This is a genomic window from Micromonospora sp. CNZ303 (assembly GCF_004345505.1).
Window position 1 is genome coordinate 116,942 of record NZ_SLVT01000012.1, and the last position, 19,444, is coordinate 136,385.

The 19,444-nt window shown below is 73.6% G+C and carries 20 protein-coding genes; 12 read left to right on the forward strand and 8 right to left on the reverse strand.

The features are described 5' to 3' along the window. Positions 1-5: 5 nt before the first annotated feature. Positions 6-2,345 carry a TIM-barrel domain-containing protein gene (locus tag EV374_RS20000; RefSeq protein ID WP_132237584.1) on the reverse strand — a complete coding sequence of 780 codons (2,340 nt, stop codon included), beginning with the start codon at positions 2,343-2,345 and terminating at the stop codon, positions 6-8. A gap of 157 nt (positions 2,346-2,502) precedes the next feature. Here EV374_RS20000 and EV374_RS20005 point away from each other — a divergent pair, with 157 nt between their 5' ends. Beyond that, positions 2,503-4,539 carry a beta-galactosidase gene (locus EV374_RS20005; protein ID WP_132237586.1) on the forward strand — a complete coding sequence of 679 codons (2,037 nt, stop codon included), beginning with the start codon at positions 2,503-2,505 and terminating at the stop codon, positions 4,537-4,539. 42 nt (positions 4,540-4,581) lie between these two features. Here the strand turns inward: EV374_RS20005 and EV374_RS20010 are convergent, their stop codons facing one another. Then, the gene (locus tag EV374_RS20010; RefSeq protein ID WP_132237588.1) at positions 4,582-5,232 is read right to left on the reverse strand and encodes a LysE family translocator; all 651 of its coding nucleotides are present in this window, start codon (positions 5,230-5,232) and stop codon (positions 4,582-4,584) included. Between the two features lie 118 nt (positions 5,233-5,350). On the opposite strand from EV374_RS20010, the gene EV374_RS20015 reads away from it, so the two are divergent. Both EV374_RS20015 and EV374_RS20020 read left to right on the forward strand, forming a co-directional pair. Then, positions 5,351-5,917: a GNAT family N-acetyltransferase gene (locus EV374_RS20015; RefSeq protein WP_132237590.1), complete on the forward strand. Its 567-nt coding sequence runs from the start codon at positions 5,351-5,353 to the stop codon at positions 5,915-5,917. Positions 5,918-5,980: 63 nt separating this feature from the next. After that, positions 5,981-6,451 carry a DnaJ family domain-containing protein gene (locus tag EV374_RS20020; RefSeq protein ID WP_486485857.1) on the forward strand — a complete coding sequence of 157 codons (471 nt, stop codon included), beginning with the start codon at positions 5,981-5,983 and terminating at the stop codon, positions 6,449-6,451. Positions 6,452-6,458: 7 nt separating this feature from the next. On the opposite strand, the gene EV374_RS20025 is transcribed toward EV374_RS20020, so the two are convergent. Beyond that, on the reverse strand, positions 6,459-7,025 hold the full coding sequence (locus EV374_RS20025) for a DinB family protein (RefSeq protein ID WP_132237769.1): 567 nt from the start codon (positions 7,023-7,025) through the stop codon (positions 6,459-6,461). Positions 7,026-7,357: 332 nt separating this feature from the next. Here EV374_RS20025 and EV374_RS20030 point away from each other — a divergent pair, with 332 nt between their 5' ends. The 3 genes from EV374_RS20030 to EV374_RS20040 all read left to right on the forward strand — a co-directional run bounded on the left by EV374_RS20030 (position 7,358) and on the right by EV374_RS20040 (position 9,275). Continuing rightward, positions 7,358-8,188 (forward strand): nitroreductase/quinone reductase family protein, encoded by an 831-nt coding sequence (locus tag EV374_RS20030; RefSeq protein WP_132237594.1) that lies wholly within the window; start codon positions 7,358-7,360, stop codon positions 8,186-8,188. Between the two features lie 174 nt (positions 8,189-8,362). Continuing rightward, the gene (locus EV374_RS20035; protein ID WP_132237596.1) at positions 8,363-8,803 is read left to right on the forward strand and encodes a DUF6194 family protein; all 441 of its coding nucleotides are present in this window, start codon (positions 8,363-8,365) and stop codon (positions 8,801-8,803) included. Positions 8,804-8,909: 106 nt separating this feature from the next. Then, a complete protein-coding gene (locus EV374_RS20040) occupies positions 8,910-9,275 on the forward strand; it encodes a nuclear transport factor 2 family protein (protein WP_132237598.1) in 366 nt (121 codons plus the stop codon). Positions 9,276-9,318: 43 nt separating this feature from the next. On the opposite strand, the gene EV374_RS20045 is transcribed toward EV374_RS20040, so the two are convergent. Both EV374_RS20045 and EV374_RS20050 read right to left on the reverse strand, forming a co-directional pair. Next, the gene (locus EV374_RS20045) at positions 9,319-10,269 is read right to left on the reverse strand and encodes a hypothetical protein (protein ID WP_132237600.1); all 951 of its coding nucleotides are present in this window, start codon (positions 10,267-10,269) and stop codon (positions 9,319-9,321) included. Positions 10,270-10,307: 38 nt separating this feature from the next. Continuing rightward, complete coding sequence (locus EV374_RS20050) at positions 10,308-10,637, reverse strand: nucleoside triphosphate pyrophosphohydrolase family protein (protein ID WP_132237602.1); 330 nt, start codon at positions 10,635-10,637, stop codon at positions 10,308-10,310. Positions 10,638-10,858: 221 nt separating this feature from the next. Between EV374_RS20050 and EV374_RS20055 the strand changes: the two genes are divergently transcribed. Beyond that, positions 10,859-11,356, forward strand: a complete 498-nt coding sequence (locus tag EV374_RS20055; RefSeq protein WP_132237604.1) for an endonuclease domain-containing protein — start codon at positions 10,859-10,861, stop codon at positions 11,354-11,356. A gap of 86 nt (positions 11,357-11,442) precedes the next feature. Beyond that, positions 11,443-11,925, forward strand: coding sequence for an NUDIX hydrolase (locus EV374_RS20060; protein WP_207914387.1), 483 nt, complete (start codon positions 11,443-11,445; stop codon positions 11,923-11,925). Here the strand turns inward: EV374_RS20060 and EV374_RS20065 are convergent. Next, on the reverse strand, positions 11,903-13,750 hold the full coding sequence (locus tag EV374_RS20065) for an ABC transporter ATP-binding protein (protein WP_132237606.1): 1,848 nt from the start codon (positions 13,748-13,750) through the stop codon (positions 11,903-11,905). The genes EV374_RS20060 and EV374_RS20065 overlap by 23 nt on opposite strands. A 211-nt stretch (positions 13,751-13,961) precedes the next feature. On the opposite strand from EV374_RS20065, the gene EV374_RS20070 reads away from it, so the two are divergent. After that, the gene (locus tag EV374_RS20070; protein WP_207914389.1) at positions 13,962-14,729 is read left to right on the forward strand and encodes an MBL fold metallo-hydrolase; all 768 of its coding nucleotides are present in this window, start codon (positions 13,962-13,964) and stop codon (positions 14,727-14,729) included. A 17-nt stretch (positions 14,730-14,746) separates the two neighbouring features. Here the strand turns inward: EV374_RS20070 and EV374_RS20075 are convergent, their stop codons facing one another. After that, positions 14,747-16,213, reverse strand: a complete 1,467-nt coding sequence (locus EV374_RS20075) for a hypothetical protein (protein WP_486485858.1) — start codon at positions 16,211-16,213, stop codon at positions 14,747-14,749. Positions 16,214-16,285: 72 nt separating this feature from the next. After that, positions 16,286-17,527: an MFS transporter gene (locus tag EV374_RS20080; protein WP_132237610.1), complete on the reverse strand. Its 1,242-nt coding sequence runs from the start codon at positions 17,525-17,527 to the stop codon at positions 16,286-16,288. Positions 17,528-17,595: 68 nt separating this feature from the next. On the opposite strand from EV374_RS20080, the gene EV374_RS20085 reads away from it, so the two are divergent. From EV374_RS20085 to EV374_RS20100, 3 genes are all read left to right on the forward strand, one after another. After that, positions 17,596-18,093 (forward strand): MarR family transcriptional regulator, encoded by a 498-nt coding sequence (locus EV374_RS20085; protein WP_132237612.1) that lies wholly within the window; start codon positions 17,596-17,598, stop codon positions 18,091-18,093. Positions 18,094-18,184: 91 nt separating this feature from the next. Further along, positions 18,185-18,703, forward strand: a complete 519-nt coding sequence (locus tag EV374_RS20090) for a DUF2087 domain-containing protein (RefSeq protein WP_132237614.1) — start codon at positions 18,185-18,187, stop codon at positions 18,701-18,703. Between the two features lie 213 nt (positions 18,704-18,916). Further along, positions 18,917-19,348, forward strand: a complete 432-nt coding sequence (locus EV374_RS20100) for an Hsp20/alpha crystallin family protein (RefSeq protein WP_089000369.1) — start codon at positions 18,917-18,919, stop codon at positions 19,346-19,348. Positions 19,349-19,444: the final 96 nt, after the last annotated feature.

The window sequence follows — 19,444 nt, forward strand, 5'->3', positions numbered from 1 at the left end:
CGCCGTCACGCCGGGTCGGGGAACCATCCGTCGAAGGGTGCCGGGGTGACCGGCTCGCCGTTGAGCAGCAGCCGGGCCGGCAGGTCCGCGCCGGCGACGCTGATGTGCGCCACCCGCAGCGGCCCGTCGGTGTCCACGCGCAGGGTGTCGCCGTCGCGTACGGCCGTCACGACCGTGTCGCCGTCGACGTCGTGCAGTACCGTACGGGCGTCGACCCCGCCCCAGCTCACCAGGGTCACGTCGCGGAACGGCCCGTCGCCCACCGTGTCGCCCGGCGCGACCACCGGCACGAGCGCGCCGTGGCGGACGTAGAGCGGTAGCCGGTGCGGCGGCACGTCAACCCGCAGGTGCCGCCCGCCGGGGTGCCGCTCGCCGGTGGCGGCGTCGACCCAGTCGTCGCCGACGGGCAGATAGACGTCGCGCCGCCCGGACGGGTCCGTGACGGGGGCGACCAGCAGGTCGGTGCCGAGGCGGTACTGCAGGTCCGTGGTCCACGCGGTCGGGTCGTCTGGGGTGTCCACCAGCAGCGCGCGCATCATCGGCGTCCCCTCGGCGGCCGACCGTACCGCCGCCGACCACAGGTAGGGCATCAGCCGGTAGCGCAGCCGCAGCGCTGCCACCGCGTCGCGTTCGGTCTCGGCCGGGAAGTCCCACGGCAGTCGGCTGGTGGTGCCGTGCAGGCGGACCAGCGGCGACAGCGCGCCGAACTGGGTCCACCGGACGTAGAGTTCGGGCGTCGGGGTGCCGTGGAAGCCGCCGGTGTCGTGGCTCCAGAACGGCACGCCGGAGAGCCCGTGCGACAGCCCGCCGCGCAGGGTGCTGGCCAGCCCCGGCCAGGTGGCGTTGACGTCGCCGCTCCACTGGGCGCTGTGCCGCTGCCCGCCCAGGTACGACGAGCGGGCCCACACCGTGCGGTGCCCGGTCACCTCCTGCGTCACCTCGGCGACGACGTCGTTGAACAGCAGCGCGTACACGTTGTGCAGTTCGACGCCCGTCATCCCGTTGTGGGCGACGGCGTCGGCGGGCACGCCCTCGGCGAAGTCGGTCTTGAACACCGCCACCCCCTGCTTCAGCAAGGGCCGCAGCAGCCCGGTGAACCACTCGACGGCCGCCGGGTTGGTGAGGTCCACAATGGCGCTCGCCGGGTGGCTGCCGTGCCAGACGTCGGCGACGTACGGCGTGCCGTCGGCGCGGCGCAGGAAGTAGCCGGCCTCGGCCGCCGCGGCGTAGAGCGGGCTGTCGGTCATCAGGTACGGGTTCATCCAGAGGCAGACCCGGAAGCCCTGCTCCGAGAGAGTCCGCAGCATCGCCGTCGGGTCGGGGAACGCCTCGGCGTCCCACTGCAGGTCCGACCAGCGGCCGGCGACCTGCCAGTAGCAGTCCAGGTGCAGCACGTCGCAGGGGATGCCGCGCTCGCGCAGCAGGCGGGCGCGCTCGAGCACCCGCTCCTGCGAGTCGGGGAAGAAGCCGGAGGAGACCCAGGCGCCGAACGCCCACTTCGGCGGCAGGTACGGACGGCCGGTGAGCCGGTCGAAGCGGTCGAGCACCTCGGTCGGGGTCGGGCCGGCCAGCACGTAGTAGTCGAGCAGGTCGTCGGGGACCAGGAGCTGCACGCTGCTGTGGGTGGACTGGCAGACGTCGAACTGCACGGGCAGCCCGCTGTCGACCAGCACCCCGTAGCCCCGGTCGGAGAGGTAGAACGGCACGTTCTTGTGGGAGCGGTCCGACTCGCCGCCGAAGGCGTCGAAGTTCCACATCAGCGGCCGCTGCCCGCGCTTGTCCAAGGGGGTGAACTTCTCGCCGAAGCCGACGAAGCGTTCGTCGCCGGGTGCCACGAAGCTCTCGTGCCAGGCGACGGGCGCGCCGTCGACGGTGGAGCGGCCGAACGGCAGGGTACGCCGCCGGCCGCTGATGTCCCGGGTGCCCGGGTCCTGTTCCAGCAGCAGCCGGCCGTCCGGGCCGAGGAAGCGCAGGTGCCACGGGTCCAGCCGGATCTCGGCGACCACGGCGCCTGCGTCGATCCGGACGCGGGTGTCGTCGACGGTGACGGTGGTCGGGTGGGTGCCGGGGTGCACCAGGGACAGCGCCCGCGCGGAGCGGCTGCGGGCCTGCGGGTCGTCCGACAGGCGTACCCGAATCACCCCCTCACCGGCGGCGTCGACGCGCACCACCATGCTCGCGCCGTCGGAGAGGGCGGCCTTGAACGTCACCCCGTGCGCGTCGGTCGCGACGACCTCGGCCCGACCGACGACGGCGGCCGCGTCCTCGCCGGGGCCGCGCACCGGCAGGTCGGGTGGGTCGGCCACGAAGGTCTCGTACGGGACCAACGGCGGTCGGTAGGGCATCGGCGTCTCCTCCAGGATGGTTCCGGCGGTCCCGCCAGTTTCTTTGGCTCCTCAACTAACTGTCAACGTCAACCTGCGCCGGATCGGCGAAGAATCGGCGTTGACAGGCGCAAACCCCGTCAATATTTTGGACGCTTCCCCAACAAATTGGCGGTGGATGATGTGGGGCGACGGTGCGGGGCTGCGCTACGGCGGCGACTACAACCCCGAGCAGTGGCCGGCCGAGGTGTGGCGCGAGGACGTCGCCCTCATGCGCCGCGCCCGGGTCGACCTGGTCACCGTCGGCGTGTTCGCCTGGTCGCGGCTGGAACCGGAGCCCAGCCGGTACACCTTCGACTGGCTGGACCGGGTGCTGGACCTGCTGCACGACAACGGCATCTCCGTCGCCCTGGCCACCCCGACGGCGTCGCCCCCGCCCTGGTTCTCGCTGGCCCACCCCGACGCCCTGCCGGTGACCGCCGACGGCGTACGCCTGCACCACGGCAGCCGGGACACCTACTGCGCCGCCGCGCCCGCCTACCGGTCCGCCGCCCAGCGCATCGCCGCCGCGCTCGCCGACCGCTACGCCCACCACCCGGCCCTCGCGCTGTGGCACGTGCACAACGAGTACGGCACCACCTGCCACTGCGCGCACACCGCCCGGGCGTTCCGGCGCTGGCTGGCCGACCGGCACGGCGACCTCGACGCGCTCAACGCCGCCTGGGCCACCAGCTTCTGGAGCCAGCACTACACCGACTGGGCGCAGGTCGACACGCCCCGCGCCACGCAGTACCTGGCCAACCCGGGGCACCTGCTGGACTTCCGCCGCTTCTGGTCGGACACCCTGCTCGCCGCGTACGCCGAGCAGCGCGACCTGCTGCGCGCGGCCAACCCGGCGGTCCCGGTCACCACCAACCACGTCCTCGGCGACTGGGTGCCGGTCGACCACGCCCGCTGGGCCGCCGAGGTGGACCTGGTGGCGATCGACCACTACCCGGACGCCACCGACGGCGGCGCCGAGGAGCAGACCGCCCTCGCCGCCGACCTGGCCCGGGGCTGGGCGCGGCACGGCGCCGGTCGGCGCACCGACGACGCCGGCCGTCCGGCGCGGTGGCTGCTGATGGAGAGCGCCCCCAACCAGATCCACAGCGGCGGGCGGATGCACGCCAAGGAGCCCGGCCGGATGGCCCGGCACAGCCTCTCCCACGTCGCACGCGGCTCGCGGGGGGTGATGTTCTTCCAGTGGCGGGCCCCGGCCGGCGGGGCGGAACGCTTCCACTCCGCGCTGGTGCCGCACGCCGGCCCCGACACCCGCGTGTTCCGGGAGGCCGTCAACCTCGGCGCGACGCTCGAGCGGATCTCGGAGGTCGACGACGGCACCGTCGACGCCGCCGTCGCCATCGCCTGGGACGCCGCCAGCGGCTGGGCCCTGGGCCACCCGGGGATGCCGTCGCCGCTACTCAATCACCGCGACGAGGTGTCGGCGGCGCACCGGGCGCTGTGGCGCGCCGGCTTCGGCACCGACATCGTGCTGCCCGGGGACCGGCTCGACGGGTACCGGTTGCTGGTGCTGCCCGCCCTCTACCTGACCTCCGACGCCACCGCCGACTGGGTGGGCGGGTACGTCGACGGCGGCGGCCACCTGCTGGTGACGTGGCTCAGCGGGGTCGCCGACGAGCACGCCCGCGTCCGGCTCGGCGGTCACCCCGGGGCGTTCCGCGACGTGCTGGGCGTACGGGTCGAGGAGTTCCACCCCCTCGCCGACGGCGAGACGGTGCCCCTGTCCGACGCCGGGACCGGTCGCCTCTGGGCCGAGACGGTACGCCTCGCCGGGGCGGAGCCGGTGGCCTCGTACGCGGGTGGCCCGCTCGCGGGGCTGCCGGCGGTCACCCGCCACCGCAGCGGCGCCGGCACGGCCTGGTACCTGTCCACCCGACCCGACGACGCCACCTACCGTCGACTGGTGACGCGGGTGGCGCGGGCGGCCGGCGCGACACCCGTCTGCCCGGCGGCGCCGGCCGGGGTCGAGGCGGTCCGCCGACGCGCCGCCGGGACGAGCTGGCTGTTCCTGCTGAATCACACCGACCGGCCGCAGCGGGTCCCGGCGGCCGGGGTCGACCTGCTCACCGGCGTGTCGATCGCCACGGAGGTGCACCTGTCCGCCGGGGGCGCGGCCGTGCTCCGGGAGACCGGCAGCGCCGGCGGCCCGGGGTAGCGCTGTCGGGGTGGGCCCGCTGGTCAGGGATGGGGCTGGCGGTCAGGGCATGGCGACGGCGGCGCGGGACCGGTCGGCGGCGATCCGCACCGCCAGCCCCGCCAGCACCGTGCCCATCACGAGTCGCTGCACCCGCAGCCACAGCGGCCGGCGGGCGAAGAACCCGGCGAGCGCGCCGGCGCTGAGCACGATCAGCGCGTTCACCGTCAGCGCCACCACGATCTGGGTCAGCCCCAGCAGCAGGCTCTGCGCCGCCACGTGGCCACGGGCCGGGTCGATGAACTGCGGCAGCAGCGACACGTAGAGGATCGCGATCTTGGGGTTCAGCAGGTTGGTGACCAGGCCCATGGTGAACAGCCGCCGGGCCGGGTCCGGCGGCAGCGGCGCCGGGGCGAACGGCGACTGCCCGCCCGGTCGCAGCGCCTGCCAGGCCAGCCACAGCAGGTACGCCGCGCCGGCCAGCTTGACCACCGTGTACAGGGCGGGCACCAGCACGAAGACCGTGGCGATGCCGGCGACCGCCGCGGCCAGGTAGACGCCGAACCCGGCGGCGACGCCGAGCAGCGACACCAGCCCCGCCCGCCGGCCCTGCGTCACCGACCGGGACACCAGGTAGACCATGTTCGGCCCGGGGGTCAACACCATCCCCAGCGCCACCAGCGCGATGCCCACCAGTGCACCCGTACCGACCATTGGTTCCCCCCGTTGCCGATGCTCGCGCCGACCCTACGCCGTACGCCGCCGCGCCGCCGACCCGTGCCGGCGTGCCGCGCGCCCCCACGGTCGACACGGCGACCGGCACACTGGGCCGATGCTGCACGCCCCCGCCACTGCGACCCTGCCGGAGCTCCTGCTACGTCCCTGGCGCGACGACGACGCCGACGCCCTGATCGCCGCCTACCGCGACCCGGTGCTGCTGCGCTGGACCCGGGCGCCGGTGACCACGACCGCCGAGGCGCGCCGGTTCCTGGCCGCGGCGCACCGGGACTGGGACGACGGCCACCGGTTCTGCTTCGCCGTGCTGGAGCCGCGCCCGGTCGGCGAGACCCTGGTGGCGCAGGTGGTCCTCAAGAACGTCACCGAAGGCGGCGAGGACGCCGAGGTCGGCTACTGGACCGCCGCGCCCGCGCGGGGCAGGGGCGTCGCCCCGCACGCCCTGAGCGCGGTCACCGACTGGGCGTTCGCCCGGTTCGCCGGCCTGCGGCGGTTGGACCTGCTGCACCAGATCGACAACCCCGCGTCCTGCCGCGTCGCGGAGAAGGCCGGCTACGTCTTCCAGGAGGTGCTGCCGGCCCGCCCGCCGTTCCCCCGCGACGGCCACCGGCACGCCCGCTGGGCCCGGTCGGACCGGGAATGCCCGGTCCGGTCGGGGCGCTGACGTCTTCCGTCGGCCCCGATGCGGCGGCCGCGTTACCGTGGGGTCCGGGGGAGGTGTCGGCAGGTGGACAGCTGGGAAGCGACGGTCGAGGCGCGCATCCGCGCGGCGCAGGAGCAGGGGGAGTTCGACAACCTGCCGGGCATGGGCAAGCCGATCCCCGGTCGCGGGCAGCCCTACGACGAGTCGTGGTGGATCAAGAGCTTCCTGGAGCGGGAGAAGCTCCCCACCGACCTGCTGCTGCCGACGCCGCTGCAACTGCGCCGCCGCATCGAACAGGTGCCCGGCGAGGTGCGGGACCTGCCGACCGAGGAGTCCGTGCGCGCGTTCGTCGCCGACCTCAACGCCCAGATCCTCGCCTGGCTGCGTACGCCCACCGGGCCCCGGGTCGCGGTGCGCCCGGTCAACGCCGACGAGGTGGTCCGCCGCTGGCGGGCCGAGCGGAAGACCCCCGCCGCCGCGGTCCCGGTCCCGCCCCCGGCGGCCGCGCCGCGCCGGCGGGGCTGGCGACCACCCTGGCGCCGCCGGGTGGCGTAGCTTCCGCTCAGTCCACCGCAGCCCGCCACGACCAGGACGTGCGCCGGGGGCGGCCGGGCAGTTCACCACGACCCGTCAGCCACCGCAGCACCTGCGGCGCGGGCCCGTCCGGCGCGTCCGGAAAGAGCCGCCGCACCACGGCGGCGCTCAGTGGTTGCGGCAGCTGCCAGGACACGCCGAGGCCCCGGGCGATGTCGTCGGTGTGCAGCAGCGTCTCCGCCACCCCCATCGCCGCGAAGCCCGCCGGGTCGCAGGACCCGTAGTGCCACGCCCGCGTCTGCGGCGCGGCGGCGTCGACCGCCGCCCGCAGCAGGCCGCCGCAGGCGACGACGACCCGTAGCACCTCGGCCGGGACGGCGGCGGGGGAGACGGTCAGGTCGAACGGCAGGTAGCCGTCGTCGGGTTGCCCGCTGACCTGGCCGGCGTACGCCAGCAGGTCGTGTGCCACGTGCGCGGCGGTGGTCCAGCAGCTCCACTCCAGCCCGCCGGCCGGCACCGTCCAGTCCCGCCCGGTGTGCGGGCCGAGCACGGTCGTCATCTCGGTCACGGCGCGGTCCACGTCGACGCCGCTCAGCTCGGGCATCTCCCGACCGTGCCACCGTGCCCCCGCCGCCGCAACCGGATGACGCTTGCCAGCCGTCGTCACCCGCACTACGGTCGGATCCGTGACTGCCGGGTCGGCCATGGGCCACGAGCGGACAGGGCACCCGGCCGTCAGGTGAGCCGGGGGCGGGCCCGTGGCCCGCCGTCCCCGCGATTGCCGGTGTCGACGCCACGTCCACCGCAGCGCGCTTCCCACCGTCCACGCCGGTCGTCCGCCGGCGTATCCGCATCCTCGCCGCCACCGGTCGCCGGGCGGGCGATCCATCGTGGCCGCACATCCCTGCCCGAGCAGAGAGCAGAGCATTGCCCAACGACTTCAACCAGCAGATCATCGACGAGTTCCGCGCCAACCACGGCCGGGTCGGGGGTCCCTTCGAGGGGGCCCGGCTGATCCTGCTCACCACCACCGGGGCCCGTTCCGGCGCCCCGCACACCACTCCTGTCGGCTACCTGCCCGACGGCGAACGCATCCTCGTCATCGCCTCGGCCGGGGGCGGCCCGAGACACCCGGACTGGTACCACAACCTTGTCGCCGAACCGCTCGCCACCGTCGAGGACGGGGTCTTCACCTACCAGGCCCGCGCGGTGGTGCTGGCGGGCGCCGAACGCGACGAGATCTTCGCCCGGGCCGTAGAGGCCGACCCCGGTTGGGCCGCGTACCAGGCGAAGACGGCGCGGGTCATTCCCGTGGTGGCGTTGCACCAGGTGGCGGGTGGGCCGCCGGAGGCGGCGTCCTGGGGTGCGGCGCTCAAACTCGTCCACGACGCGTTCCGCCGGGAGCTGGCGCTGATCCGCGACGAGGTCACCCGTTCGGGCCCGGGACTGGGCGCGCAGCTGCGGGTGAACTGCCTGACCTTCTGCCACGGCCTGCACCACCATCACCGCAACGAGGACGACGGCATGTTCGCCGGCCTGGAGGGGCAACGGCCGGACCTCGCCCCGGCGCTGGCCCGGCTGCGCGAGGAGCACGGTCGCATCGCGGCCCTCGTCGCACGCCTCCAGCAGGTCGTCGGCGACCCCGACGCCGACCCCGACGAGGCCCGCCGGGAGGTCGAGCGTCTCAGCACCGAGCTGGAGGCCCATCTGACGTACGAGGAGGAGCAGCTCATTCCCGTCCTCGACGGCACCGGCTGACGGCAGGCGACTCCGTCCCGCGACGGCCCCGGTCGCGGGACGGAGTCCGCTCCGCTCGTCGTGGGTTGCCGTGCGTACGACCGGGATTGTGCGCGGATTTGAGGGTTCACCGCCTACCAGCGGACCAAAAGGCGGAGTAAGCCTCAACAAGCATTTCAATGAAAAAATTGAGGCATGGACGTTGGGGACATGAAGCGGTACATCCGCGAGACCTTCGACGGGGTGAACGCCCTGGAGGCGAACGGGGACACCTTCTACATCTACGATCCCGGGCGGGACCTGCCCGCCGAGCGGCAGCTGCCGTTCGCGACGATCGTGACCGGCGACCACTACGACGACGCCTCCGACCTGGGCAGGCCGGGCGCGTGGCGGCTCAACGTCGGGCTGACCCGCTCGGCGTACGGGGCGCTGTTTGCGCAGGGGCACGGGTCGGACGTCGACCACACGGTGCCGGACACCGTGCTGCCGCATCCGGTCTACGCCCCGCAGCACTGGGTGTGTGTCGTAAACCCCGGCGAGGCGAGCGTGGACACGGTGCGGCAGCTGCTGGCTGAGGCGTACGACTTCGCGGCCCGCAAGCACGCCAACCACCGGTCCCGGCGGGGCCCGTCCTGAGATTCGTGGCGGCCGGCGCGTCCCACGCACCGGCCGTCACACCCCGGGGTTAGTTTCGGCAGGGCTGCCGTCGGGCAGGCTCGCCGAGCCGAGGGGACACCGCGCGATGTCGCGTAACACGCAGACCGTCGAGACCTACCTGGACGGCTTCCGCAAGAACGACCACGCGCAGATCCTGTCCTGCCTCACCGACGACATCGAGTGGACGGTCTACGGCGCCTTCCACCTGACGGGCAAGGAGGCGTACGACGCCGCGATCGAGGGGCCGGGCTTCGTGCCGCCGCCCCGGCTGGAGGTCGTCCGCATGGTGGAGCAGGGCGACACCGTGATGGCGGAGCTGGTCGGCTCGGTGCGGCGCGACACCGGCGAGGAGATGCGCATGTCGATGGCGGAGGTGTTCGTCATGCGTGACGGCAGGATCGCCGAGCGCCGCGCGTGGGTCATCGAGCTGAAGGAGAACGACCACCGCTGACGGGCGAAGGGGTCAGCCGGGCTTGATCGCGAGCGCGCTGCGGTCAGCTCTGCTGGTAGTTCACCGCCGCGACACCGCAGGGCGCGTGCAGGTGCAGGTAGTAGGCGCCCTCACCGAAGTCCACGTCGGCTCCGCCGACCAGGCCGAGATAGTCCATCGGCTGCCGGCAGGCGGGGCAGTCGACGTGTTCGGCGTCCTGGATCCAGTCGGGATGGCCGCCCAGGGTGGAGCCGCCCTCGTTCCACGCGCTGGCTTCGAACGGCGTGGCCCGGCGGGGGCCGACGGCCGGAAGCACGGCCGGCGGGTCCTCCGGCTGCGTGGTGACCGGCGCGTAGTCCGGGCGGCTGTTGCCCTCCCACCAGACGGCGTCGCCGTCGGGCGTGACCTGGCAGTACAGCGTGGTGTAGCAGGCGCAGAGGTGGCAGGTCGCGATCCTCAGCCGGCCGGTCCAGCCGGTGTGGGCCAGGACCTCACCCACCTCGGCGGTGCCGGTGTCGAGGTCGGCGATGGTCCACAGCGGGGAGACGCACCACGGGCAGGTCAGGTCGCCGGCGGGCCGCGACACCTCGTTCATGACCAACCGGTACGCCGAAGGTGCGCACAGCTCCCGGCGGCTGCCGTCGGGGGCGACCGTCCATCCAGCGTCGCGGGCATAGGCCAGCGGTCCTACGTGCAGTTTGTCCGCGCCGGCCGGCGGCTGCTCCTGCCATCGCCGCAGGGCCTGTTCGGCGTGCGGGTCGGAGGTGTGCGCGAGGATCCGCAACAGATGGTTGAGCCGCAGGGGGGACTGGCCGGCGTCGACGTCGTCGACGATCCGGCGGACCACGTCTCCGGTCGCCGCGCGATACAGGGTCGGTGGCCACAGCACGCCCGCGTCGAGCAGCAGGCTCAGGTGGCCGACGAGGCGTGTCGGCTCGGCGGCGGCGATCTCGACCAGTTCCTCGAGCGCGGCGTCGTCGCCGGCTCCGGCCGCCCGGACCAGTTCCTCGATCATGGGGAGCATGGTAGCCAGGCGGTACGTCAACCCCCGGCTCAGCGGTTGTCGCCGCTGCCGCCCAGCACGCCACGGCCCTGGCGGCTGGCCAGCTTGGCCAGGTTGGCGGTCGCGATGTCGTCCAACGACAGATCGAGGTAGTCGGCGAGCACCGCCACGTACCAGAGGACATCACCGAGTTCCTTGGCGATGTCGGCCCGGTCGATGCGCGACTCGTCGCTGTCGAGGTCCCGTACCCACTTCTTGAACTTCTCGGCGACCTCACCGGACTCGCCGACCAGCCCGAGCACCAGGTGGAGCAGTTCGTTCTTCTTGTCACGCGGGGCGGCCGTACGCAGGGCTCCGCGCTGGTACTCGTCCAGGTCCATGGCGGACCAGTATGGACGAAGCTCTGCCGCTCGCCCGTTCGGCTCTCCCGACGACCGCGCGAAGACTGCCTCAGCCCACCGCGACGCGACGGGCCTCTCCCGACTGTTTATCGGATTACCGGTAACGATAAACCTGCAACTAGACGGCACGAAGAGGGCAAATCGGTCGCACATCATAATCACTGTTCTTGGGTAACAACAATTTGGAGTATTGTTGTGGCGTGTCCAAGGTGTGTAACCGGTGCGAGAAGACCCGACCGCTCGAGAGCTTCATGAAGGCCGGCCGCGAGTTGGTCTCGTGCGCCTCGTGCCGCGAGTACGCCCGCGCCAACAACCACAAGAGCCGCAGAGCCAATCCGGACAAGATCCGAGCCGACAACCTCTGGTCCTTCTACCGGATCAGGCCGCAGGAGTACGACGCGCGGCGTGTGGCTCAGGACTACCGGTGCGCCATCTGCGGTCGCCATGAGAGCGAACTGAAGGTCAGGTCCGGGGGCCGGCCACGGCTTGACGGGACACCGAACTCCGAGCCGTTCCGCCTCGTCGTGGACCACTGCCACAACTCCCGGCAAGTACGCGGTCTGCTCTGCAGTGAGTGCAATATCGGCCTCGGCGCGTTCCAGGACTCGCCCGAGGCGCTGATGGCGGCCGCCCGCTACCTCCTGGCACGGGAGGACGCACCGCTCGTGCCGCAATCGAGACCTGCGACAGAAGCGTGATCTGGCGCGTGGATGATCGAGGTTGCCCTGACGATGCTCTGGTCGTGAGTCGAGGATGGGCGTCGTCGTTCTGGAAGGGGAGCTGAGTGGTCGCGCAACGGCTGCGGGTCGCCGCGTACGGCGTGTGCCTGCGCGACGAACATCTCCTCCTCGCCCGGTACGTGTCGCCCGACGGGTCCCAGCGACACTGGACGCTGCCCGGTGGGAAGGTCGAGCACGCCGAGGATCCGTTCGACGCGGTCGTCCGCGAGGTGGCCGAAGAGACGGGCTACGAGGTTCAGGTCGAGCAGTTGCTCGGGGTGGACTCGCGGGCGCGGTACGTCGAGTGGGGCGGCCCCGACGGCGCCGAGTTGCACAGCGTCGGCGTCTTCTACCGCGTACGCGTCACCGGCGGTGAGCTTCGTGCCGAGACGGACGGTTCGACCGACCTGGCGCGGTGGATTCCGCTGACGCGGGTGGGCGCCCTGGAGCGGTCCGTCGTCATCGACGTCGGGCTCGAGCTGCACCGTCGTGCGCCGCTCACCGGGCACGTGGAGCCGATCGCGGTCACGGGAGCGCTGCGGCACTGACCGCGGCCGTGCCGAGGAAGCCGCCGGACTGCCGCGACCACAGCTCCGCGTAGAGCCCGCCGCGTGCCAGCAGCTCGGCGTGGGTGCCCTGCTCGGCGATGCGGCCGGCGTCGAGGACCACGATCCGGTCCATCCGGGCGATGGTGGAGAGCCGGTGGGCGATCGCGATCACCGTACGGCCGGTCATCACCTCGCTGAGCGTGTCGTGGATGGCGGCCTCCGCCTCGGAGTCGAGCGCGGATGTGGCCTCGTCCAGGACCAGGATCGGCGCGTTGCGGTAGAACGCGCGGGCCAGCGCGATCCGCTGCCGCTGGCCACCGGACAGGCGTACGCCCCGTTCGCCGACATGCGCGTCCAGGCCGGTGCGACCGTCCGCGTCCGTCAGCGTGGCGACGAACCGGTCGGCGCACGCCCGGCGTAGCGCTGCTTCGACCCGGGCGTCGTCGGCGTCGGGGCCGGCGATGTTCTCCCGGACCGAGCGGTGCAGCAGCGTGGCCTCCTGGGCGACCATGGCGATCTGGCCGCGCAGGCTCTCCTGCGTCACGTCCGTGATGTCGGTGCCGTCGATCATGATCGTGCCGGACTCCGCGTCGTGGAACCGCAGCAGCAGTCCGACCAGCGTGGACTTGCCCGCGCCCGACCTGCCGACGATGCCGACGCGCTCACCGGCGGCGACGTCGAGGCTGAGCCGGTCGAGCCCGCCCCCGCCGCGGCCGTAGTGGTGGCTGACCTGCGTGAAGGTGATGGCCCCACCCCGTACCCGCAGCTGGGTCGCCTGGGGTTTGTCCGCGACCGCGAGCGGTTGCGCGACGGTCCGCAGGGCCCGCCGGAGCGCGCCGACGGACCCGAACAGCGACGACACGGCGTCCAGGAGCCACTCCGCCATCGCGGTGATCCGGAAGCTGAGCGCCAGCGCGGCCGCGACGAGACCCAGGGGCGCGGCATCGGTACGCCAGAGCACGATCCCGTATCCGACCAGTCCGACGAGCAGCGCGCTGCTGAGCGCCATCATGGTGCCGTTGATCGTCACCTCGATCCGCTGCAGGTCCAGGTGTGCGCGCCTGGACAGCGCGAACACCCGGCGGTCGTGCGCGGTGCGGGTCTCCTGGCCGCCGAGCAACGCGAGCGTGTCGACGTTGCCGTACGAGTCGACGAGCAGGCCGGTCAGCGCGGACTCCGCGTCCTGCAGGCGCTCCGACGCGCGCCGGTAGCGCGGCACGATCCACCGCATGAGCAGCGCGTACGCCAGGATCCAGGCCCCCAGCGGGAACAGCAGGCGCACGTCGATCGTGGACATCAGCCACACCGAGCCGGCGATGTAGGCGATCACGAACACCAGCGTGTGCACGACCGAGTACGCGGCGGTGCTGGCGGCATCGCCACCGTCGCGTACCAGGGTGGCGATGCGTCCGGCGAGGTCGGCGCGGAACCAGCCGACGGACTGCCGGGACACGTGCCGGTGTGCCCGCCAGCGGGCGAGCGGGCGGGCGTTGGCGCGGAACGCGATGTCGTCCAGCGCCTCGCCGATGAGGTGGATCAGCGGCCTGACCAACAGCACGAACACGGCGACGGTGAGCAACCCGGTGCCGTGGTCGGCCCAGAGCCGGTCCGGGCTCGCGGCGGCGAGCGTGTCGACGAGGCGTCCGGCGTACCCGATGAGCCACACCTCGATCGCGGCGGCCAGGACGGTGGTGGCGACGGCCGCCGTCACGACCGGTCGTAGCGGTCGCAGCTCCTCCAGGAGGAACCGCCGGGCGCCGGCGGTCGGGGTGCGGTCGTCGCCGGTCGGGAAGGGATCAACAGGGTTTTCGAACGGACCGAACACGAAGTGCCTTTCCGGCGGCGGAGACGGACAGGGAACCGGGGAAACCGCCGGGCGTCCTCATGACCGATCTCCGCTTCGTGTCGGGTGGGTGTCCCCGCGAGGCTAGGCGACATCGCGGCGCGCCGCCTTCCATTTCGCGCCGGGGCCCGGCTGCGACGAACAGTCGATTACGGTTCCTCACGGCAGAGCCATCCCCCGACCGTGAGGAACCGTGGTGACCGACACCAGCACGACGACCGTCCCCGTCCGCGTTTTCGGCGGCCCGACCGCCCTCATCGAGTACGGCGGCCTCAGGTTCCTGACCGACCCGACCTTCGACGCCCCCGGCGACTATCCGCTGGGTCCCGGCATGGTCCTGACCAAGACGGCCCCCGCCGCCGCTGGCGCGGCCGACCTCGGTCCCGTCGACGCGGTGCTGCTCTCCCACGACCAGCACCCCGACAACCTCGACCACGCCGGTCGGGCCCTGCTGGCCGACGTCGCCCTGACCGTGACGACTCCCAGTGGCGCGGGTCGCCTCGGCGGCACCGCCCGGGGCCTGGCGCCGTGGGAGTCCGTCGAGATGGAGCGCCCCGGCGGTGGCACCGTGACCGTGACGGGCGTGCCCGCCCGGCACGGTCCGGAGGGCTGCGAGCCGCTCACCGGCGAGGTCGTCGGGTTCGTCCTGACCGCCGCCGACCTGCCCACGGTCTACGTCAGCGGCGACAACGCCTCGCTGGACCTGGTGCGGCAGATCGCCGAGCGCTTCGGGCCGGTCGACACCGCCGTGCTGTTCGCCGGGGCCGTGCGTACCCCCATGTTCGACGGCGCGCTGCTCACCCTCGACAGTGCCCAGGCCGCCGAGGCCGCCCGCATCCTGGGTGCGCGGCGGGTCGTGCCGGTGCACGTGGACAGCTGGGCCCACTTCACCGAGGGGCGCGACGACGTGGTCGCCGCGTTCGGCCGGGCCGACCTGGCCGACCGTCTCCAGCTGAGCTGAGCGGCCGCCGGGGGCGGTCAGGTTCGCGCGCCGCCGAGTCCGAGCAGGACGGCGAGGCCCAGGGCGCTGCGCGGGGCGTACGGCACCCGCCACAGTCCGCCGTGCGCGGCGCCGTACGCCTCGTCCTGCCACGGGTGCGACAGCGCCGGAGCGCCCGTACGCAGGTGGTGCACCAGGAGCGCGGCCATCAGCGTGTTGCTGGTCGCCGTGTCGAACACCTCGATGCCGAAGCGGTGCGCACCGGCGTACGCGGCGGCCAGCGCCCGGTTGCGCAGCACCGAGCGGGTGCGGGTGGGCGGGGCGACGGTGAACGACACGGTGGCCCCGGCGTCGCGGGCCACCGTGGCCCGCCACCGTTGCAGGCGCTTCGCCAGCGCGTAGTTGGGGCCCTGCTGGGGGACGAGGCTGTCGTTGACGCCCGGGTCTACGCCCGGCGGGTAGTTGCGGTGCAGGAGCCTGCCGCCGGAGGCGACCCGCAACGACCGGCGGACGACGCCGCGCGCCGCGTAGCCGCGTTCGGCGTGGCGCACCGCGTCGCCGGGGACGGCGAAGACGTCGGTGGGGGTGGCCAGGAACGCGAGCGCCACGTCGTCGCGGCGGTCCTGCAACCGGAGGGTGAGCGCGTCGACCGCGGTGGCGACCCGGACGTTGGTCGCGCCGTCGGCGTAGACGTAGTTGCCTAGTACGAGCCGGCCGTCGACGCCGAGCAGCCAGTCGGTAACCTGCGGAAGGTTGTGCAGCAGGTCGGCGCCGGCCCGGGCGGCCAACGCGCCGTCGTCGGGGTCGGTGCCGGTGGGGACGGGCAGGTGCAGCCGGCCGCCGCTGCGGCGCGTCGTGTCCAGCAGGCGGCGCCAGATCTCCGGGCGTGGCAGGTCGACCGCGACGACGTCGCCGCCCCAGCGCAGCACGGACGGCAGCGGTCCCATCTCCGCGCCCGCGCCGAGCACCACGATGCGCTGGTCGCGCAGGTCGAGCCAGTCCGGGTTGGCCATGACGTCGCGTACCGCCTCGGCGCAGGTGGGCTCGACGACGCCGGCGCTCACCCACGCGTCGAGCCGGCGGCGCAGCTCGTCGCCGCGCAGCCGCCGGCCCCGGTACGGCAGGGAGAACTCGCGGTCGACCTCGCCGGTGCCGGCGACCGTCGCCGTGCGCAGCGGCGCGGCCTCGGTGGGCGCGTCGAACACCTCGCCGAGGCCGGTCTCGGTGCCGTGGGCGTGCACCACGGCCATCCGGCGGTGCAGCGAGGCGAGCCCGTCGCGGGCGATCGTCACCGCGGCCTCGCGGGAGAGCAGTCCGGCCTCGACGAGCCGCCGGAAGTGCCCGAGGTAACCGTGGCGCCAGTTGGTCTCGTGTTCCGCCGAGCGTGCGCCGACCGGATCGACGGCGCGCAGGGCGTCGGCGACGACCGCCCGCCCGAGCGCGGACGTACTGCGTCCCGCGTCGGTCTGTGGAAACACGACCCCGGTCGGACCCTCCACGCGCACCGCCCTTCCTCGCCCCGCGCCAATGCTGTCACTCTGCCGCACCGGGCGGCGCCGCGCAGAGCCGGAGGTCGCTCACGCGCACGGTGCGCTCAGCGTGCGGCGGCTCGCGCCGTCGCCGGGTGGTGGCGGTGACGAGGTGAGCCGCCGTACGCCGGGCACGGCGGCGGTGCCGGCGCAGGCGACGAGGACCAGAGCGCCCGCCGTGAGCAGCGGCGCGGGCTCGCCCCAGGTCCGGGCGGCCATCGGCGCGAGGGCGTAGCCCAGCGGCATCGCGCCGAGGGAGACCAGCCAGTCGTACGAGGTGACCCGGGCGAGGACGTGCGGCGGGAACTGCCCCTGCACGACGGTCTCCCACACCGGGTTGAGGTAACCGATGGCGCTCAGCGCGACCCCGTAGGCGGTGATGACCAGCCCGGCGGGCGCGGCGACGGCGAGCAGGGCCAGCGGCGCGGCGTAGCTGGCCAGCGCGAGGTTGGCCATCAGCACCGGTCTGCGGGGGCGGATCCGGGCGGCGAGCAGCGAGCCGGCGAGCATGCCGACCGCGCCGGCCTGGAGCATCAGTACCCAGACGCCCTCGCCGCCGAGGCGACGCACGGCGACCGCCGGGCCGAGGGTCATGAGGACGGCGGCGGCGCCGTTCCACACGCCGTGGCCGAGCAGGCTTGTCCAGAACCAGTCGCGGCTGCGCACCTCCCGCCAGCCGTGTGCGAGGTCGGCGAGGACGCTGCGCCTCGGCATCGGGACGTGACGGACCCGGACGACCGTGAGCAGCAGCGCGCTGAGCGCGAACGTCGCGGCGTCGAGGACGAACGCCCAGCCCGGCCCGGCGGCCCAGATCAGCGCGCCGGCGAGGGCGGGGCCGGCGAGGCGGCTGGTGTTGGCGGTGACGCCCATCAGGGCGTTGGCCTGCTGCCGCTGGGCCGGCTCGACCGTGCCGGCGACCAGGGGCGAGGCGGTGGGCAGGGCGAACGCGCCGGCGGCGCCGCCGACGGTGGCGGCCACCGCGATCACGTCGAGCGACGCAGCGCCGAGGAGTTCGACGCCGACGGCGAGCTGCGCGAGGCAGCGTACGAGGTCGGCGAGGATCGCGACGCGGCGGGCGTCGAGTCGGTCGGCGAGCACGCCGCCGAGGGGCAGCAGGAGCAGGCGGGGCACCAACGCGCAGGCCAGCACGAGGGCGAGCGCGCCCGTGGAGCCGGTGGCCCGCAGTACGGCCAGGGCGAGGGCGGCGGGCACGACCGCGTCGCCGACGGTGGAGACGGTGCGGCCGAGGAAGAGCAGCCGGAACTCGCGTACGCACAGGGGATGGGTCACCCGGGCAATGTATTTAGACGTCGAACTTTTCGACAGCGAATAATTCGACGGCGCATAGGCTGAGCCGCATGAGCGACCGCGACCACGTCGACCGGCACGTCGAGCGTTGGCTGCCGATCCTGCCGACGCTCGACCCCGAGATCGAAGGAGCGGTGACCCGGATCCAGTTCCTCACCCGCCACCTGCGCGAGGTCAAGGAGCGGGCCCTGGTCGGCCTCGACCTGCACGGCCACGAGTACGACACGTTGCAGGCCCTGGCCGGGCGGGGTGGCCGGGCGGCCCCCTCGGACCTGGCCCGTGACCTGGCGATGGCCCCCGCCTCCGTCACCGCCCGCGTCGACGCGCTGCTCCGGCGCGGCTTCGTGCGCCGGATCCCGTCCACCACCGACCGGCGGCGCGTCGACGTGGAGTGGACGGAGGCGGGGCAGGCGGCCTGGCACGGGGCCATGGACGTCCGGGGCGCCGAGGAGCACCGGCTGCTGGCCGCGCTCGCCCCGCACGAGCGGCGGCAGTTGTCCGACCTGCTGCGCCGGGTGGTGCTGCGCGCCGAGGACACGGGCGGCTGACCGGCCGGGGCCCGCGGCGGTACGCCTGCCGGAGCGTGTGGCGGCGAAATCGACGTGCGGTGCGCGTACGCCGGCTGGCAGGGTGGCCGGCATGACAGCGCAGGCTCTGGCGGGGGCACTCGCCGACGACGTACGGCGGCAGGTCTTCGCGGCGATCGTGCTGGGCGGCACCGACGCCCCGGCGGTGGCCGACCGGACGGGCCTGTCGGCGCGGCAGGTGCTCACCGCGATCCGCCGGCTCGTCGACGCGGGCCTGGTGTCCGGCGGCGACGGTGACCTGCGGGTGGACGCCGAGCGGCTGCGGGAGGCGGCCCGTACGCCGGCGGCGCCCCGGCCGGCCGGCGACTCCACGGACCGCGTGCTGCGCACCTTCGTGCGCGACGACAGGCTGACCGGCCTGCCGGCGCAGCACGGCCGGCGGCGGGTGGTGCTGGCGCACGTGGCGAAGTCCTTCGAGCCGGGGGTGCGCTATCCGGAGCGGGCGGTCGACGAGGTGTTGCGGCGCTGGTGCGAGGACGGCGGCTCCGACCACGTGGCGCTGCGCCGGTACCTGGTCGACGAGCAGTTGCTGGCCCGGGAGCAGGGCGTCTACTGGCGCGTCGGCGACTGACCGCGGGCGTTCCCCTGCTCGCGTACCGCGACGCACGCTCGGCACGGCTACCGGGCGATCCCGGCGTACAACGACGGCGCCTACGCCCAGCACTGGTTCGAGAAGGTCCTGAGTTGACGTCGCGGCCGGAACGCGCTAAATAAAGAAACAGGAAGTTGAGTCCCATCGGCTCAACTCAAGGACCTTCGGCCAGGAGAACCGAGGAGGCAGGCCATGTTGATGCGCACCGACCCGTTCCGTGAGATCGACCGGATCACCGAGCAGTTCTTCGGCACCGCCGCGCGCCCCGCGGTCATGCCCCTGGACGCCTACCGCGACGGCGACTGGTTCTACGCGGCGTTCGACCTGCCGGGCGTCGACCCGGACAGCATCGACTGCACCGTCGAGCGCAACGTGCTGACCGTACGCGCCGAGCGCCGCCGGCCCGCCGGCGAGAACGTCGAGCTCGTCGCCGCCGAACGCCCGATGGGCACCTTCACCCGGCGGCTCTTCCTCGGCGACACCCTCGACACCGACAAGCTCGAGGCCGGCTACGACAACGGCGTGCTGACCCTGCGGATCCCCGTCGCGGAGCGGGCCAAGCCCCGCCGGGTCACCGTCACGGCCACCGCCAACGGCAACGGCCGCAAGGAGATCAACGCCTGATACCGGCGGGTAGGGGCGGGACGGCCGGTGCGGCCGCCCCGCCCCTCGCTCTTTCCCGGGATGTCGGTGAGCCTCGTGTCGGCGCGCGATACCGGC

Coding starts and splice junctions, on each gene's coding strand:
- EV374_RS20000 (WP_132237584.1), bottom strand. CDS start 2,345: ATGCCCTACCGACCGCCGTTGGTCCCGTACGAGACCTTCGTGGCCGAC.
- EV374_RS20005 (WP_132237586.1), top strand. CDS start 2,503: ATGATGTGGGGCGACGGTGCGGGGCTGCGCTACGGCGGCGACTACAAC.
- EV374_RS20010 (WP_132237588.1), bottom strand. CDS start 5,232: ATGGTCGGTACGGGTGCACTGGTGGGCATCGCGCTGGTGGCGCTGGGG.
- EV374_RS20015 (WP_132237590.1), top strand. CDS start 5,351: ATGCTGCACGCCCCCGCCACTGCGACCCTGCCGGAGCTCCTGCTACGT.
- EV374_RS20035 (WP_132237596.1), top strand. CDS start 8,363: ATGGACGTTGGGGACATGAAGCGGTACATCCGCGAGACCTTCGACGGG.
- EV374_RS20040 (WP_132237598.1), top strand. CDS start 8,910: ATGTCGCGTAACACGCAGACCGTCGAGACCTACCTGGACGGCTTCCGC.
- EV374_RS20045 (WP_132237600.1), bottom strand. CDS start 10,269: ATGATCGAGGAACTGGTCCGGGCGGCCGGAGCCGGCGACGACGCCGCG.
- EV374_RS20050 (WP_132237602.1), bottom strand. CDS start 10,637: ATGGACCTGGACGAGTACCAGCGCGGAGCCCTGCGTACGGCCGCCCCG.
- EV374_RS20085 (WP_132237612.1), top strand. CDS start 17,596: ATGAGCGACCGCGACCACGTCGACCGGCACGTCGAGCGTTGGCTGCCG.
- EV374_RS20090 (WP_132237614.1), top strand. CDS start 18,185: ATGACAGCGCAGGCTCTGGCGGGGGCACTCGCCGACGACGTACGGCGG.
- EV374_RS20100 (WP_089000369.1), top strand. CDS start 18,917: ATGTTGATGCGCACCGACCCGTTCCGTGAGATCGACCGGATCACCGAG.